General features: G+C 69.3%; 15 protein-coding genes and 2 tRNA genes. 15 read left to right on the top strand and 2 right to left on the bottom strand.

The features are described from left to right. The 13 genes from dnaA (at position 1) to HGK68_RS00060 (ending at position 13,257) form a co-directional block, all read left to right on the top strand. On the top strand, positions 1-1,461 hold the full coding sequence (dnaA, locus tag HGK68_RS00005; protein WP_169164116.1) for a chromosomal replication initiator protein DnaA: 1,461 nt from the start codon (positions 1-3) through the stop codon (positions 1,459-1,461). Between the two features lie 452 nt (positions 1,462-1,913). Next, a complete protein-coding gene (gene dnaN, locus HGK68_RS00010; RefSeq protein WP_169164117.1) occupies positions 1,914-3,044 on the top strand; it encodes a DNA polymerase III subunit beta in 1,131 nt (376 codons plus the stop codon). Between the two features lie 147 nt (positions 3,045-3,191). After that, positions 3,192-4,124, top strand: coding sequence for a phosphogluconate dehydrogenase (NAD(+)-dependent, decarboxylating) (gene gnd, locus HGK68_RS00015; protein ID WP_169164118.1), 933 nt, complete (start codon positions 3,192-3,194; stop codon positions 4,122-4,124). 12 nt (positions 4,125-4,136) lie between these two features. Next, positions 4,137-5,327, top strand: coding sequence for a DNA replication/repair protein RecF (gene recF / locus HGK68_RS00020; protein WP_169164119.1), 1,191 nt, complete (start codon positions 4,137-4,139; stop codon positions 5,325-5,327). After that, positions 5,317-5,865, top strand: coding sequence for a DciA family protein (locus HGK68_RS00025; protein ID WP_246260447.1), 549 nt, complete (start codon positions 5,317-5,319; stop codon positions 5,863-5,865). Before recF ends, HGK68_RS00025 begins: the two co-directional genes overlap by 11 nt. 185 nt (positions 5,866-6,050) lie before the next feature. After that, positions 6,051-8,072, top strand: a complete 2,022-nt coding sequence (gene gyrB, locus HGK68_RS00030; RefSeq protein WP_169164120.1) for a DNA topoisomerase (ATP-hydrolyzing) subunit B — start codon at positions 6,051-6,053, stop codon at positions 8,070-8,072. 30 nt (positions 8,073-8,102) lie between these two features. Beyond that, positions 8,103-10,679 carry a DNA gyrase subunit A gene (gene gyrA, locus HGK68_RS00035; protein WP_169164121.1) on the top strand — a complete coding sequence of 859 codons (2,577 nt, stop codon included), beginning with the start codon at positions 8,103-8,105 and terminating at the stop codon, positions 10,677-10,679. Then, positions 10,676-11,398 (top strand): DUF3566 domain-containing protein, encoded by a 723-nt coding sequence (locus tag HGK68_RS00040; protein ID WP_169164122.1) that lies wholly within the window; start codon positions 10,676-10,678, stop codon positions 11,396-11,398. Before gyrA ends, HGK68_RS00040 begins: the two co-directional genes overlap by 4 nt. Positions 11,399-11,496: 98 nt before the next feature. Beyond that, positions 11,497-11,570, top strand: a tRNA-Ile gene (locus HGK68_RS00045). A gap of 24 nt (positions 11,571-11,594) precedes the next feature. Continuing rightward, the gene (locus tag HGK68_RS15990) at positions 11,595-11,714 is read left to right on the top strand and encodes a DLW-39 family protein (RefSeq protein ID WP_210766870.1); all 120 of its coding nucleotides are present in this window, start codon (positions 11,595-11,597) and stop codon (positions 11,712-11,714) included. Positions 11,715-11,733: 19 nt separating this feature from the next. Further along, positions 11,734-11,809: transfer RNA gene (locus HGK68_RS00050), tRNA-Ala, on the top strand. Between the two features lie 81 nt (positions 11,810-11,890). Beyond that, on the top strand, positions 11,891-12,919 hold the full coding sequence (locus tag HGK68_RS00055) for an alpha/beta hydrolase (protein ID WP_246260449.1): 1,029 nt from the start codon (positions 11,891-11,893) through the stop codon (positions 12,917-12,919). After that, entirely contained in the window at positions 12,916-13,257 is a 342-nt protein-coding gene (locus HGK68_RS00060; protein WP_169164123.1) for a DUF2200 domain-containing protein, read from the top strand. Before HGK68_RS00055 ends, HGK68_RS00060 begins: the two co-directional genes overlap by 4 nt. Positions 13,258-13,308: 51 nt before the next feature. On the opposite strand, the gene HGK68_RS00065 is transcribed toward HGK68_RS00060, so the two are convergent. Continuing rightward, positions 13,309-14,259 carry a hypothetical protein gene (locus HGK68_RS00065; RefSeq protein WP_169164124.1) on the bottom strand — a complete coding sequence of 317 codons (951 nt, stop codon included), beginning with the start codon at positions 14,257-14,259 and terminating at the stop codon, positions 13,309-13,311. A gap of 135 nt (positions 14,260-14,394) precedes the next feature. Here HGK68_RS00065 and HGK68_RS00070 point away from each other — a divergent pair, with 135 nt between their 5' ends. After that, positions 14,395-14,934, top strand: a complete 540-nt coding sequence (locus HGK68_RS00070; RefSeq protein WP_169164125.1) for a peptidylprolyl isomerase — start codon at positions 14,395-14,397, stop codon at positions 14,932-14,934. Between the two features lie 76 nt (positions 14,935-15,010). Further along, positions 15,011-15,802 (top strand): rhomboid family intramembrane serine protease, encoded by a 792-nt coding sequence (locus HGK68_RS00075; protein WP_343036952.1) that lies wholly within the window; start codon positions 15,011-15,013, stop codon positions 15,800-15,802. 411 nt (positions 15,803-16,213) lie between these two features. Here the strand turns inward: HGK68_RS00075 and HGK68_RS00080 are convergent, their stop codons facing one another. Beyond that, positions 16,214-16,462 carry a cell division protein CrgA gene (locus HGK68_RS00080; RefSeq protein WP_169164127.1) on the bottom strand — a complete coding sequence of 83 codons (249 nt, stop codon included), beginning with the start codon at positions 16,460-16,462 and terminating at the stop codon, positions 16,214-16,216. Between the last annotated feature and the right edge of the window lie 94 nt (positions 16,463-16,556).

Genomic DNA, 16,556 nt, shown 5'->3' on the forward strand with positions numbered 1-16,556 from the left:
GTGCCATCCCAGGACGACCAGCTCCACCAGGTATGGGCGACCGCGGTCGCCCAACTCGAGGTCAGCCCGGACATCACCCCTCGTCAGCTCGCCTTCGTGCGACTCGCGACGCCGCTCGGTCTGCTGGACGGCACCATGCTGCTGGCGGTCGGCAACGACCTGACCAAGGACTACCTGGAGACCCGCGTCCGCGCGGAGGTCACGGAGGCACTGGGTTCGGCGCTGGGCCGGGAGGCCCGGTTCGCGATCACCGTCGACCCCGCGCTGGAGACCGGCAAGGGCGACCACCTCACCTCCTCCACCGGAGCGGCACCCGCGACCGAGCAACAGGACACCGAACCGGAACCGGCTCCCGAGCCGGAGCCGGTCGAGGTCGTCCAGCAGCCCTACCGCCGCCAGCCCGCCGGTCCGACCCCCAGTGCCGAGCCGGCCCGGCTGAACCCCAAGTACCTGTTCGAGACCTTCGTCATCGGCTCGTCCAACCGCTTCGCGCACGCCGCGGCGGTGGCGGTCGCCGAGGCGCCGGCCAAGGCCTACAACCCGCTGTTCATCTACGGCGACTCGGGTCTGGGCAAGACCCACCTGCTGCACGCGATCGGGCACTACGCCCGGAACCTGTACCCGTCGATCCGGGTGCGGTACGTGAACTCGGAGGAGTTCACCAACGACTTCATCAACTCGATCTCTGAGGGCAAGGCCGGCGCCTTCCAGCGCCGCTACCGCGAGGTCGACGTCCTCCTCATCGACGACATCCAGTTCCTGCAGGGCAAGGAACAGACGATGGAGGAGTTCTTCCACACCTTCAACACCCTGCACAACGCGAACAAGCAGGTCGTGATCACCTCCGACCTGCCGCCGAAGCAGCTGAACGGCTTCGAGGACCGGATGCGGTCGCGGTTCGAGTGGGGCCTGATCACGGATGTCCAGCCGCCGGACCTCGAGACCCGGATCGCGATCCTGAGGAAGAAGTCCGCGAACGACAACCTGTCGGCGCCGGACGACGTGCTGGAGTACATCGCCTCCAAGATCTCGACCAACATCCGCGAACTGGAGGGTGCCCTGATCCGGGTGACCGCCTTCGCGAACCTGAACCGGCAGCAGGTCGACATGTCGCTGGCCGAGATCGTGCTCAAGGACCTGATCACCGACGAGGACCAGGCGGACATCACCGCCACCGCCGTGATCGGGCAGACCGCCGCGTACTTCGGTCTGAGCATCGAGGACCTGTGCGGCTCCTCCCGCTCCCGGGTGCTGGTCACCGCTCGGCAGATCGCGATGTACCTGTGCCGCGAGCTGACCGACCTGTCACTGCCGAAGATCGGCCAGGCCTTCGGCGGCCGGGACCACACCACGGTGATGCACGCGAACCGCAAGATCCGTGAGCTGATGGCCGAGCGGCGCTCGATCTTCAACCAGGTCACCGAACTCACGAACCGGATCAAGCAGGAATCGCGGTCCTGAATCCCGCCGATGGGACGATTCCCACACCTGTGGACGGACCTGTGGATACCGGTGGATGACCCCCAGCGTTCGTGTGGACGGATCCTGCGCGATCGGTGGACGGAGAATCACGCTCTCCGCGCCGTGCACGGCGCTCGGCGTTGTCCACCGATCCGTCCCCAGGCTCCGAGCACAGGCCGTTGAACCCGGTGACCTGCGCAAACAGTGGTTCTCCACAGCTTCCACAGACGCGATGACCACGACGACAGATTCCTCTAGAAGAAGATCCACAGACCGTCCAAGCCTTGCCGGGCCGATCCGGGACCCCGGGCGACCGGAGAATCGATCCAGGCCAAGGAATTCGTGGGCTGTTCGCCGTCCACAGGTCACCCCACCAGCGCGCTCTCGCGTAGTCTTCGGCCAGGAATCACACGCCTGGGATCACTCCGGTCCCACGACTGAGAGGGTGGGGCATGAAGTTCCGCGTCGAACGTGACGTCCTCGCTGAAGCCGTCACCTGGATCGCTCGCAGCCTGCCCACCCGTCCGCCGGTCCCGGTGCTCGCCGGGGTGCGGATCGAGGCCGAGGCGGATGGCGTGCTCCGGTTGGCCTCCTTCGACTACGAGGTGTCGGCGCGGTCCGAGATCCCCGCGGAGGTGAGCGAGCCGGGCAGCGTCCTGGTCTCTGGCCGTCTGCTCGCTGAGATCTCCCGTGCACTGCCCGCCAAGCCGGTCGACGTCGTCCTGGACGGCACGAAGGTGTCGGTCACCTGCGGCGCCAGCCGGTTCACCCTGCTCACGATGCCGGTCGAGGACTACCCGACGCTGCCCGTGATGCCGAGCCTGTCCGGCACGGTGGACGGCGACGAACTGACCAAGGCCGTCGCGCAGGTCACCGTGGCCGCGAGCCGCGACGACACCCTGCCGCTGCTGACTGGCGTCCGGGTGGAGATCGAGGGCGAGAAGGTCACGCTGCTCGCCACCGACCGGTACCGTCTGGCGCTGCGCGAGCTGGTGTGGACCCCCTCCGACCCGTCGATCTCCGAGGTCGCCCTGGTGCGCGCCCGCACCCTGAACGACGCGGCGAAGTCCCTCGGTGCCTCCGGTTCGGTGAACGTCGGTCTGTCCACCGGCCAGGGTGTCGACCTGATCGGCTTCGAGGCCGGCGGCCGGCACACCACCTCGCTGCTGGTCGACGGTGACTACCCGCCGGTGCGTCGGCTGTTCCCGGACGAGTCGCCGATCCACGCCGTGGTCAACACCCAGCTGCTGATCGACGCCGCCAAGCGCGTCGCCCTGGTCGCCGAGCGCAACACCGCGATCCGGCTCACGTTCTCCGAGGGCCAGGTCGTGCTGAACGCGGGACAGGGTGACGACGCCCAGGCGTCCGAGGCGCTGGAGGCGACGCTGGTCGGCGGTGACATCGCAGTCGCGTTCAACCCGCAGTTCCTGCTGGACGGACTCGGCGCGCTGAACACGCCGTTCGTTCGGATGGCCTTCACCCACCCGAACAAGCCGGTGGAGTTCACCGGTCAGGAGTCGCTGGAGGGCGAGGACATCAAGGCGTACCGGTACCTGCTGGTGCCGATCCGCTTCGCCTCCTGACGGGTTCGACCGGACCGGCGGCGCGACCGGATGTGACCGGACAGACGGTCGCTCCGGTCGTCAGCACCGGGTGGTCGGCAGCAGAATGGCGCAGACAGTGCCACCACGGGGTCGGCCCGTGTGCTGTCGGGCGAGAGAGGTGGAGACATGCGGATCGGCCTGGTGGGTCTGGGCAGGATGGGCGCGAACATGCGGGAGCGCATGCGTCGAGCGGACATCGAGGTCACCGGTTACGACCGCAATCCGGAGGTCTCCGACGTCGCCTCCCTCGCGGAGCTGGTGGAGGCACTGCCCGCCGGTGAGCGGATCGTCTGGGTGATGGTCCCGGCCGGTGAGGTGACCCACGCCGTGATCGAGGAGCTGTCCGGGCTGCTGGCCGCGGGCGACCTGGTGATCGACGGCGGCAACTCGTACTACGGCGACGACCGCACCCACGCCGACACCCTGGCCGCCAAGGACGTGCACTACCTGGACGTCGGCGTCTCCGGTGGTGTCTGGGGCCTGGAGAACGGCTACGGCCTGATGGTCGGCGGCGACGCGGCGGACGTCGAGCGCGCGCTGCCGATCTTCGACGCCCTGCGGCCGGAGGGCCCCCGCGAGGAGGGCTTCGTGCACGCGGGCAAGGTCGGTGCCGGGCACTACGCCAAGATGGTGCACAACGGCATCGAGTACGGCCTGATGCAGGCCTACGCCGAGGGCTACGAGCTGCTCGAGGCCAAGGACATCGTCGAGGACATCGCCGGCACCATGAAGGCATGGCAGCGCGGCACCGTCGTGCGGTCCTGGCTGCTCGAGCTGCTGGTCAAGGCGCTCGAGGAGGACAAGGAGTTCCACGAGATCGACGGTTGGGTCGCGGACTCCGGCGAGGGTCGGTGGACCGTGGACGAGGCGATCGAGGCCGCTGTCCCGCTGCCGGTCATCACCGCCGCGCTGTTCGCACGCTTCCAGTCGCGCCAGGACACCTCCCCCGCGATGAAGGCCGTCGCCGCCCTGCGTCAGCAGTTCGGTGGGCACGCCGTGAAGTCCGCCGGCGGCGACATCGCCGGTGAGACGCCGTCCGGCGTGCGCTCGGAGGGCTGACGCCCCACGCGCATGTACGTCTCCCACCTGTCGCTGACGGACTTCCGGTCGTACCACCAGGTCGATCTGACCTTCGGACCGGGGATCACCGCGTTCGTCGGACCGAACGGACAGGGGAAGACGAATCTGGTCGAGGCGATCGGCTACGTGTCGACCTTCGCCAGCCACCGCGTGCCGTCCGACGCCCCGCTCGTGCGAGCCGGGGCGTCGGCGGCGGTGGTGCGGTCCCGGATCGTGCGCGCTCAGGACGATGGCTCCGAGCGCTCCCTGGTGCTGGACATCCAGCTCGGCTCCGGGAAGCAGAACCGGGTCAAGCTCAACGGGTCGCCGTCGCGCTCCCGGGACGTGATCGGCGCGTTGCGCTCGGTGCTGTTCGCCCCGGAGGACCTGTCGCTGGTCAAGGGCGATCCCGATGGTCGGCGCCGGTTCGTCGACGCGCTGTGCGTGCAGATCACGCCGCGGCTGGCCGGGGTGTTCGCCGAGTACGACCGGGTGGTCCGGCAGCGCACCGCACTGCTGAAGTCGGCGGCCGGGATGCGCGGCGCACGCCTGGACCTCAGCACGTTGGACATCTGGGACGCCAAGCTGGCCGAGCTGGCGGCGCGGGTGATCGTGGCCCGGCACGCCGTGGTCGCGGCCCTGGCACCGTATGTGGCGGCCGCGTACCGCGAGGTCAGCGATGACCAGGGCACCGCCGAGCTGACCTACAAGTCGTCGGTCGAGCCGCTGGCGGCCCCCGGTGACCCGGTCGCCGTCGAGGCCGACGTGCTGCGCGCGCTGGAGCATGTCCGGCGCAAGGAGCTCGACCGCGGGCTGTGCCTGGTCGGACCGCACCGGGACGATCTGGTGCTCACCCTCGGCGGACTGCCGGCCAAGGGGTACGCCAGCCACGGCGAGTCGTGGTCCTTCGCCCTGGCCCTGCGTCTGGCGTCGTACCAGCTGCTCAGCCACGGACCGCAGCAGGGCACCATCGACGGCGAGACCGACCTTTGGGTCGCGGACTCCGGACCGGACGGCGAACCGGTGCTGATGCTGGACGACGTCTTCGCCGAGCTGGATGCCAAGCGCCGCACCCGGCTGGCCACGATGGTCGCCGATGCTCGCCAGGTGTTCGTCACCGCGGCCGTCCCGGGCGACGTGCCGCCGCAGCTGGCCGGTGATCGCTTCGACGTGCTGGCATCGGAGGTCACCCGTGGCGGGTGACCTGGACCCCACGATCCCGGTCTGCGAGCAGGTCGAGGGCCTGACCCCGGCGCCGCAGATGGCCCGTCTGGCTCTCGGGCGGTTCAAGGCGGTTGCCCGGTCCAAGGGCTACCGCCCGGGCCAGCAGTCGACGCCCCGCTCGCCGCTGAGCCCGGCGGACCGGGGTGCGCCGGGTGTGCATCCTCGCGATCCGCAGACCGTCTCAGCCACGATGTCCCGGTTGTTCCGCGACCGTGGGTGGGTGCCGGAGATCTCGGTCGGCGGCGTGATCGGCCGCTGGCGGGACGTGGTCGGCGACCAGATCGCCGACCACTGCACCCCGGAGAGCTTCACGGACGGGATCCTGCTGGTCCGCACCGATTCCACCGCGTGGGCGCAGCAGTTGAAGCTGCTCGCTCCGCAGCTGGTCAGCCGGATGGCGGAGGACGTGGGGCAGGGTGTGGTGAAGGACGTGCGGGTGCTCGGGCCGGCCGGTCCGGGCTTCGGCCGCGGGAAACGGTCGGTCAAGGGACGCGGCCCCCGGGACACCTGGGGCTGAGACGCGTCGACCCCCCTTCCCGGGGTGGGGTACGCGGAACGGCCCTCCGAGCCGCCAGCGGGCCGTCTGACGCCGATTACGCGCGGGTCGACCACCGAATCGGCACGTTCACAGGGTAGAATCGGGTGGTCATGCCCATGGCAGCAGAGCCACGGGCTGCGCAGGACTGAGGAGCACCACCGACCGTGGCCGATCAGACACCCAAGCCGAACGGCGGCGACTACGGCGCCTCCGCCATCACCGTCCTCGAGGGACTGGAGGCGGTGCGCAAGCGTCCGGGCATGTACATCGGCTCCACCGGTGCGCGCGGTCTGCACCACCTGGTGTACGAGGTGGTCGACAACTCGGTCGACGAGGCACTGGCCGGGTACTGCGACACGATCGGCGTGACGCTGCTGGCGGACGGCGGGGTGCGGGTCTCCGACAACGGCCGTGGCATCCCGGTCGAGATGCACCCCACCGAGGGCAAGCCGACCCTCGAGGTCGTCATGACGATCCTGCACGCCGGTGGCAAGTTCGGCGGCGGCGGCTACGCGGTCTCCGGTGGTCTGCACGGCGTCGGCATCTCCGTGGTGAACGCCCTGTCCAGCCGGGTCGAGTCGCAGGTCAAGCGGGACGGCTACGCCTGGGAGATGGACTTCGCCGACGGCGGCCACCCGCAGGGCACCATCCGTCAGGGCGAGGCCACCGACGAGACCGGCACCACCCAGACGTTCTGGGCCGACCCGGCGATCTTCGAGACCACGGTCTACGACTTCGAGACGCTGCGCTCCCGGTTCCAGCAGATGGCGTTCCTGAACAAGGGCCTGCGGATCACCCTCACGGACGAGCGCCCGCAGGGCCAGGACGTCGACGACGAGGTCACCGGTGCCGAGTCCGGCTCCGACCCGGCGCAGGCGTCGCACCGCACGGTCAGCTACAAGTACGACGGCGGTCTGGTCGACTACGTGAAGCACCTGAACTCGACCAAGAAGGTCGACCTGGTGCACCCCGAGGTGATCGACTTCGAGGCCGAGGACACCGAGCGCAAGATCTCCCTGGAGATCGCGATGCAGTGGACCAGCGCCTACTCCGAGTCGGTGTTCACCTACGCGAACACCATCGCCACCACCGAGGGCGGCACCCACGAGGAGGGCTTCCGGGCGGCGATGACCTCGCTGGTCAACCGGTACGCCCGGGACAAGGGCATCCTCAAGGAGAAGGACGACAACCTCACCGGCGACGACATCCGTGAGGGACTCACCGCCGTCATCTCGGTCAAGCTCGGCGAGCCGCAGTTCGAGGGCCAGACCAAGACCAAGCTCGGCAACACCGAGGCCAAGACCTTCGTGCAGCGGGTGGTGAACGAGCAGCTCGGCGACTGGCTGGACTCGCACCCGAACGAGGCCAAGGACGTGATCCGCAAGGCGATCCAGGCGTCCCAGGCGCGGATGGCCGCCCGCAAGGCGCGCGAGGCGACCCGGCGCAAGGGCCTGCTGGAGTCGAACTCGATGCCCGGCAAGCTGAAGGACTGCCAGTCCAACAACGCCGCCGAGTGCGAGATCTTCATCGTGGAGGGTGACTCGGCCGGTGGTTCCGCGGTCCGCGGCCGCAACCCGCGCACCCAGGCGATCCTCCCGCTGCGCGGCAAGATCCTGAACGTCGAGCGTGCCCGCCTGGACAAGGCGCTGGGCAACGCCGAGGTCCAGGCGCTGATCACCGCCTTCGGTACCGGCATCGCCGAGGACTTCGACCTGAGCAAGCTGCGCTATCACAAGATCGTCCTGATGGCGGACGCCGACGTCGACGGCCAGCACATCCGCACCCTGCTGCTCACCCTGCTCTACCGGTACATGCCGGAGCTGATCCTGCAGGGCCACGTCTACATGGCCCAGCCGCCGCTGTACCGGATCAAGTGGTCCAACTCCCCGCACGACTACGTCTACTCGGACCGGGAGCGGGACGCCGTGCTGGCCGACGGCCAGGCGAACGGCAAGCGGATCCCCAAGGAGAACGGCATCCAGCGCTACAAGGGTCTGGGTGAGATGGACTACTCCGAGCTGTGGGACACCACGATGGACCCGGAGCACCGCACCCTGCTGCAGGTGACCCTCGAGGAGGCCGCCGCCGTGGACAGCGTGTTCTCCGTGCTGATGGGCGAGGACGTCGAGTCGCGCCGCAGCTTCATCCAGCAGAACGCGCGCGACGTGCGCTTCCTGGACATCTGAGCCTCCCGTAGCTGAAAAAGGACTGAGTTCGTGACCGAACTGACCGGCGACAACATCCAGCACGGCAACATCGAGCAGGTCGATCTCCAGCTGGAGATGCAGCAGTCGTACCTCGACTACGCGATGGCCGTGATCGTGGGCCGTGCCCTGCCCGAGGTGCGCGACGGCCTCAAGCCCGTGCACCGTCGCGTGCTCTACGCCATGTACGACGGCGGCTACCGACCCGACCGCCAGTTCTCCAAGTGCTCGCGCGTCGTCGGCGACGTGATGGGCAAGTACCACCCGCACGGTGACACCGCGATCTACGACGCTCTGGTCCGCCTGGTCCAGGACTGGTCGCTGCGCTACCCGCTGGTCGCCGGCCAGGGGAACTTCGGCTCCCCCGGTGACGATCCGGCCGCCGCACCGCGGTACACCGAGTGCAAGATGGCGCCGCTGGCCATGGAGATGGTCCGGGACATCGACGAGGACACCGTCGACTTCCAGGACAACTACGACGGCCGCACCCAGGAGCCGGCGGTCCTGCCGTCGCGCTTCCCGAACCTGCTGGTCAACGGCTCGGCCGGCATCGCGGTCGGCATGGCGACCAACATTCCGCCGCACAACCTGCGCGAGGTCGCCGAGGGCGTCCGCTGGCACCTGGACCACCCGGAGGCCAGCCACGAGGAACTGCTCGCGGCGCTGCTGACCCGGATCAAGGGCCCGGACTTCCCCACCGGCGCGACCATCCTGGGTCACAAGGGGATCCAGGAGGCCTACCGCACCGGCCGTGGCTCGATCACGATGCGCGCGGTGGTCGAGGTCGAGGAGATCCAGGGCCGGATCTGCCTGGTCGTCACCGAGCTGCCGTACCAGGTCAACCCGGACACCCTGGCCAAGAAGATCGCCGACCTGGTGCGGGACAACCGGGTGCAGGGCATCGCGGACATCCGCGACGAGACCTCGGGCCGTACCGGCCAGCGCCTGGTGATCGTGCTCAAGCGCGACGCGGTCGCCAAGGTGGTGCTGAACAACCTCTACAAGCACACCCAGCTGCAGGAGACCTTCGGCGCGAACATGCTCGCCCTGGTCGACGGGGTGCCGCGCACGCTGAGCGTGGACGCCTTCATCCGGCACTGGACCGCGCACCAGATCGACGTCATCCAGCGTCGGACCAGCTTCCGGCTGCGCAAGGCCGAGGAAGCGATCCACATCTTCCGCGGCTACCTCAAGGCGCTGGACGCGCTGGACGAGGTCATCGCGCTGATCCGTCGCTCCCCTGACGTCGAGGAGGCACGCGCCGGGCTGATGGCGCTGCTGGACATCGACGAGGTGCAGGCCAACGCGATCCTGACCCTGCAGCTGCGCCGCCTGGCAGCGCTGGAGCGGCAGAAGATCCTGGACGACTACGCCAAGCTCGAGGCCGAGATCACCGAGTACCGGGCGATCCTCGGTTCCGGCGAGCGGCAGCGGTCGATCGTCCGCGAGGAGCTGGACGAGATCGTCGACCGCTACGGCGATGAGCGGCGCACGACGATCCTGCCCTACGACGGTGAGGTCTCGGTCGAGGACCTGATCGCCGAGGAGGACATCGTCGTCACGATCACCCGCAGTGGCTACGCCAAGCGAACCCGGACTGACGCGTACCGGGCGCAGAAGCGTGGCGGCAAGGGCGTGCGCGGCGCGACCCTGCGCGAGGACGACATCGTCGACCACTTCTCGGTGACCACGACGCACAACTGGCTGCTGTTCTTCACGAACTTCGGTCGGGTGTACCGGGCCAAGGCCTACGAGCTGCCCGAGGGCGGCCGCGACGCCAAGGGTCAGCACGTGGCGAACCTGCTGGCCTTCCAGCCCGGGGAGAAGATCGCCCAGGTGCTGGACATCCGCACCTACGACGCGGCGGAGTACCTGGTGCTCGCCACCCGGTCCGGTCTGGTGAAGAAGACCCGGCTGACCGAGTACGACACCAACCGCACCGGCGGCGTGATCGCGATCAACCTGCGCGAGGACGACAACGGCGTGGCGGACGAGCTGGTCTCGGCCCGCGCGGTGAACTCCGACCAGGACCTGATCCTGGTGTCCCGCAAGGGCCAGTCCGTGCGGTTCACCGCCTCGGACGACACCCTGCGTCCGATGGGCCGGGCGACCTCCGGTGTCACCGGCATGAAGTTCCGCGGCGACGACGACCTGCTGTCGATGGACGTCGTGCGCGAGGACGCCTTCCTGTTCACCGTGACCGAGGGCGGCATCGCCAAGCGCACCGCCCTCACGGTGGAGAACTACCGGCAGCAGGGCCGTGGCGGGCTGGGCATCAAGGTCGCGAACCTGCCCGAGTCCAACGGTGACCTGGTCGGTGCCCTCGTGGTCGACACCGACGACGAGGTGATGGTCATCATGGAGCGCGGCAAGATCGTCCGCTCCGCGGTCAGCGAGGTCAACGCGACCGGCCGGACCACCCAGGGCGTCATCTTCGCCAAGCCCGACAAGAACGACCGGATCATCGCCGTGGCGCGCAACAGTGAGCGTCAGGTCGAGGAGGATGCCGGTACCGTGGACGAGGATTCCAGCACAGCGACGGACGTCCCGGTCGCTGACGACACCACCCCCGAGGAGGCCGGCGAGTGAGCGATCAGAAGCCGCCGTCGATTCCGCCGCGCAAGAAGTCGGGCAAGGACGACACCGCTGCCACCCCCAGCACCGCACCGCGTTCCGGTGCCGCAGCCCGGGGTGCCGCGGTCAAGACCGGTGGATCGACCACCACCAAGGCCACCGAGTCGGTGAAGCCGGAGACCGCCACCGCGGCTCCCGCCAAGACCGAGACGGCCAAGCCCGCGGGATCCGCGCCGAAGACCGAGACCCCGGCCGTCACGCTCACCCCGGTGGACCGCCCGGCCGCTGACCGTCCCAGCACCGACCGCCCGGCCAAGGACCGTCCGAGCAAGGACCGCCCGAGCAAGCCGGCCCCGTCCGCCGCCAGCGAGTCCGGTCCGCGCCGGGTGCGGCTCGCGGTGTCCCGCATCGACCCGTGGTCGGTGATGAAGCTGTCGTTCCTGGTGTCCTTCGCGATCGGCATCATGCTGGTCGTCGCGGTCTCCGCGGTCTGGCTGGCCCTGAACGGGATGCACGTCTTCGCCAGCATCAACGACCTGGTCACCGAGATCCTCGCGGACTCCAACTTCGACCTGCTCGACTACGTGTCCTACGACCGGGTGATCTCCGCGACCGCGCTGATCTCGATCGTGAACGTCTTCCTGATCACCGCGCTGAGCACCATCGGGGCGTTCATCTACAACATCTCGGCGGCTCTGGTGGGCGGCGTACACCTCACCATGACCGACGACTGATCACCCCGCACCGTGGCCGGTCGCAGCGTCGACCGGCCACGGTTTGGGACCTGGGCTGATGATCGGGTAACCTCATCCGGTCCGCACAGCGTGACATCGGGCCTATAGCTCAGACGGTTAGAGCGCTTCCCTGATAAGGAAGAGGTCAGAGGTTCAAGTCCTCTTAGGCCCACTCCCGACCCACCTGGAGAATCCCGTGAAGAAGCTCCTGCTGCTCGCGGCGGTCGCCGCCGTCGGTTACGTCGCCTACACGCGGTACACCGCCGAGCGGGACGACCGGGACCTGTGGGCCGAGGTCACCGACACGGTCGACTGACCACACGGGGCACCACCCCGGGGCCATGGCGCAATTGGTAGCGCACCTGCTTTGCAAGCAGGGGGTTAGGGGTTCGAGTCCCCTTGGCTCCACCACCGAACGCCACTGATCCGCACCGGATCGGTGGCGTTCGTCGTTGGCAGGCGTGATGTGCTCAGCATGCTTAGCATTGCCGGGTGCGATCCCGACTTCTGCTTCTGCTGCGCGGCTTGATCGGCGTCGCGCTGATCGTCGCTCCCTCCTGGACCTTGCTGAGCACCGGCGACACCGTCCGGCACCAGCACGTGTCGTTGGCGGTCCTGCTGGGGATTTCCGCGCTGGCAGGCGTGCTGGTGCTCGCCTTCGCCGTGCGCTCAGTGGTCGCTCGCTCCCGCCCGCGGCCCGAACGGACGTCCGCCAACGCCGCCGAGCGTGGAGAAGGGGACGCGACGACGGAAGCGAGCACGTCTCACCACTCGACCCGACCCCGCCGGGTGGTGCGCGGTATCGGGACCGCACTCGGGCTGGTGCTCCTGGCCGTCCTGGCGGGGGCGAGCGCATGGCTGAGGCCATTCCCTGCGACCGACGCCGCACGGGCCGCACTGGTCTCCGACTCCACCGTGACGATCACCGAGTCCGGCGGCTGGTACACCTTCGCACCGAGCAGTCAGGCCACCACCGGCCTGGTCTACTCCCCCGGCGCCCGGGTCGACGTCCGCGCCACCGCGGCCGTCCTGCGCCCGCTCGCCGAGGCAGGGTACTTGGTGGTCGTGCTCAAGGAACCGCTCGGCATCGCGCTCACCGATCTCGGGCAGTCGGCGGGTCCGATCGACGCGCACCCGGAGATCACGCACTGGGCGGTCGGCGGCCATTCACTCGGTGGCGTGGCCGCCGCCCGGTTCGCCGAGGACCACCCGCAGCTGGTGGACGGTCTCCTGCTGCACGCGTCGTACCCGCTGGACGACATGAGCGGCGCCGACCTGGCGGTCACATCGATCTCCGGCTCCGAGGACGGCCTGAGCACCCCGGCCAAGGTCGACGCCTCGCAGGCGAAGCTGCCCGCGGACACCACGTACGTCCAGGTGTCCGGCGCGGTGCACGCCTTCTTCGCCGACTACGGTGCCCAGCCGGGTGACGGCACGCCGACCACCTCGCGCGCCGACGCCCAGGACCAGATCGTCACCGCGAGCCGGGAGCTGCTGGACGGGATTAGCCTCGGCGAATGAGCCGGATCTTCAGCCAGAGCTTCGCGTCGGTGTATCCGGCGTACCTCGCCAAGGCCGAGCGCAAGGGGCGCACGGCGGCCGAGGTCGATCAGATCATCCTCTGGTTGACCGGGTTCACCGAGGTCGAGTTCCGCGCGCACCTGGAACGCGGGTCGACGTTCACCGAGTTCTTCGTCGCCGCCCCGATGAACCCACACACCGACCTGATCACCGGCGTGGTGTGCGGCATCCGGGTCGAAGAGGTCGAGGACCCCCTGATGCAGCAGATCCGTTGGCTGGACAAGCTGATCGACGAGCTGGCCAAGGGGAAGGCAATGGACAAGATCCTGCGCGCCTGACATGCGGAACGGCCCGCCCCCACGTGGAGGACGGGCCGTTCGACGGTCGGCTCAGGCGTTCTCGCCCGAACCGTCCGGCTGCTTGGTGGAGCTGCGGCGCGGAGCTGCCTTCTTGGCGGCGTCCTGCACCTTCTCGGTCGCCTCGGACACCTTCTCCTGCACGTCCTGGGCGCGCTCGGTGGCGGCGTCCCGGACCTCGGCGGCCTTCTCCGCGACCTTCTTGCCGGCCTCACGGCCCTTGGCCACGGCCTCACCGGCTGCCTCGCCGACCGCCTCGGCCGCCTCACCGAGCTGGTCGTTCAGGTCCTCGCGGGCGGCCTGCGCCCGGGCGCGAATCTGGTCACCGGTCGGTGCCTCCGGCTCCCACGGCTCGGCCCACGGGTCGTTCTGGCTGCGGGACCGGCTCCACGCGAAGACCGCGGCACCGGCGCCGACCACCGTGGCGACGATCAGGAACCGCTTGCCCGCCTTGCCCTTGGGCTTCTGGGCCTCCTCGATCGCCTTCGCGGCCTTCTTGGACGCCTTGGTCAGCTTCTCCGGGGCGGCCTGTGCACTGTCGGCGGCCTTGGAGACCGCGGCGCCGGCACGGTCGGCGGCGTCGTTCACCGCGGCGACCAGCTTCGGCAGCAGCTCGTCCACCAGCTTGTCGTGCGCGGTGTCGATCACCGGTCCGGCCTTCTCGGCGGCCTTCTCCACCCGGGGGGCGGCGGCCTTCACGCTCTCCTTGTAGGCGTGGTCGAGCCGGGGGAGCAGCCACTCGATGGCGGCCTCCACCCGGGGCTGGCTCCACTCCACGGCGTGACCGGCTGCCTCCTTGGCGCTACCGGCCTTCTCCACCGCCTGCTCCTTGGCGACGACGGCGAGCTTGCCCGCCTGTCCGGCCGCCTTCGACCGGGCCTCGGCCAGGGCCGCACCCACGTCGGCCGCCTGGTCCTTGAGGCGCTCGGCCTGCAACTTGTCGGCGACGCGATCGAGCTTGCTCCGTCGGGTCAGAAAGGGCATGTCCACTCACTCCCGCTCCACGCTGGTCTCAATGGCCTCCCACTCTGCCACTGAGTCGGCTTTCGCGCAGGTGGCAGCGCGAGACGCACCGGATCCACCCAGCTGATCGTCAGACCCCCGTGCGAGGATGACGGCATGTACGCGACTCTGCACACCAACCGTGGCGACATCCGCCTGGAGCTGTTCCCCAACCACGCCCCGGTCACCGTGGAGAACTTCCGCGGCCTGGCCACCGGCGACAAGACCTGGACCGACCCGGCGACCGGCGAGCAGAAGAACACCCCGCTGTACGACGGTGTGGTCTTCCACCGCGTGATCGACGGCTTCATGATCCAGGGCGGCGACCCGCTCGGCCGTGGCACCGGCGGCCCCGGCTACACCTTCGACGACGAGATCCACCCCGAGCTGCGGTTCTCCGAGCCGTACCTGCTCGCGATGGCGAACGCCGGTCAGCGCCGGGACCCGATCTCCGGCAAGGTCGGCGGGACCAACGGTTCGCAGTTCTTCATCACCGTGACCGAGACCCCGCACCTGAACGGCAAGCACACCATCTTCGGCAAGGTGGCCGACGAGGACAGCAAGAAGGTCGTGGACGAGATCGCCACCACCCGCACCGGCCCGGGCGACCGGCCGTCGCAGGACGTGGTGATCGAGTCGGTGACCATCGAGTCCTGACCCACCCATGAGCTACCCGCAGCCGGGCGCTGCCCCCACTCCACCGCCGCCGGTCTGTCCGCGGCACCCCGACCGCGTGTCCTACGTGCGCTGTCAGCGGTGCGGCCGACCGACCTGCCCGGAGTGCCAGCGCCCGGCCGCGGTCGGCATCCAGTGCGTCGACTGCGTGCGTGAGGCGGCGGCGCGCACCCCGAGCAACCGCACCATCTTCGGCGGCGTGGTGCGCCAGGGCCGCCCGGTGGTCACGCTGACCCTGATCGGCCTGTGCGTGCTCAGCTACGTGCTGCAGCAGGTCAGCGGCACCTGGACCCGTGACCTGCTGTTCGCCCCGGTGGTCGGCGCGCAGGAGCCGTGGCGGTTCCTCACTTCGGCCTTCCTGCATGCGCCCAACCAGCCGTTCCACCTGTTGTTCAACATGGTGGCGCTCTGGTCGGTCGGGCCCTTCCTGGAGCAGGCCTTCGGCCGGTGGCGGTTCGCGGTGCTCTACCTGCTGAGCGCCCTGGGCGGCTCGGTCATGTTCCTGGTCCTCGCGCCGTTCCCCGAGGGCTGGGTCACCGGCCTGTACGGCGCCTCCGGTGCGGTCTTCGGCCTGTTCGGTGCCGTGCTGGTCGTGCTGCGCCGGGTCGGCCGGTCGGCGGGCACCATCGTCGGGATCATCGCGATCAACGCGGTGCTCGGCTTCGTCCTGCCCGGGGTGGCGTGGCAGGCGCACCTCGGCGGTCTGGTGATCGGTGCCGCCCTCGGCGCGATCTTCGCCTACACCCCCCGCGAGCGGCAGCAGGTCGCCGCGATCGGCGCCAGTGTCGGCGCGCTGATCCTCTTGGTCGCGGTGCCAGTCGTGCTCTACAGCCAGCACGGCTTCCTCTGATCCGCTGACCGATCGGGCACTCCTGGAGCAACCCGGGGCCCCGGGAGGACCGTCCCCAGAGTTACTCACAGCTGTGGAATTACACCGGTGTAGTTATCCACAGGGATGTCCACCGCTGGGGACAGTGCACCGTCAACACGCCGAAGACGCGGGGTTTCCCGGCGTGTCGCCCTGGGGATCGGGTGTGGATCGCGGGGAAGCGCCTGGGGACAACGCCTGCGGGTGCTGGCGCGGGATGAGCGGTCGCCTCACCACTACGGCTCGAGGCGGCTGGCCTGGCGAAGGGTTCCGGCCTTGGGCGCGTGCGCCCTGCGGTGCGTACGCCGGAGGTGCCCGGGGCCCGGGTCGCGGGGCCGGATACGACACACCCCGCCCACCCGTGCACGGGCGGACGGGGCGAGGGTCAGCGGATCACTGCCAGCGGGTGAGCATCCCCAGCCCGACCAGCGCGAAGCCGAAGCCCACCGCCAGGTTCCAGGCACCGATCGACGGGATCGGGAAGGCGAAGCTGGTCAGGTACGCCACCACGATCCAGATCAGCGCGACCACCAGCAGGCCGATCACCACCGGGACGAACCAGGTCGGGTTGCCGACCTTGGCGACCGACTTCTCCTGCGGGGCGATGTACTGCGCCTTCTTCCGCGTCCTCGACTTCGGCACGGGGATGCTCCTGACTTGTGTGGCGGCGACCGGAACCGACCCTGCAGGCCGGAGAATGTGACCTAGCGTAGTGGCGTCGACCCGGGAGGAGGGT

It is taken from the genome of Cellulomonas taurus, assembly GCF_012931845.1.
GTDB lineage: Bacteria > Actinomycetota > Actinomycetes > Actinomycetales > Cellulomonadaceae > Cellulomonas > Cellulomonas taurus.

Coding starts and splice junctions, on each gene's coding strand:
- gnd (WP_169164118.1), top strand. CDS start 3,192: ATGCGGATCGGCCTGGTGGGTCTGGGCAGGATGGGCGCGAACATGCGG.
- HGK68_RS00060 (WP_169164123.1), top strand. CDS start 12,916: ATGAGCCGGATCTTCAGCCAGAGCTTCGCGTCGGTGTATCCGGCGTAC.
- HGK68_RS00065 (WP_169164124.1), bottom strand. CDS start 14,259: ATGCCCTTTCTGACCCGACGGAGCAAGCTCGATCGCGTCGCCGACAAG.
- recF (WP_169164119.1), top strand. CDS start 4,137: ATGTACGTCTCCCACCTGTCGCTGACGGACTTCCGGTCGTACCACCAG.
- dnaN (WP_169164117.1), top strand. CDS start 1,914: ATGAAGTTCCGCGTCGAACGTGACGTCCTCGCTGAAGCCGTCACCTGG.
- HGK68_RS00070 (WP_169164125.1), top strand. CDS start 14,395: ATGTACGCGACTCTGCACACCAACCGTGGCGACATCCGCCTGGAGCTG.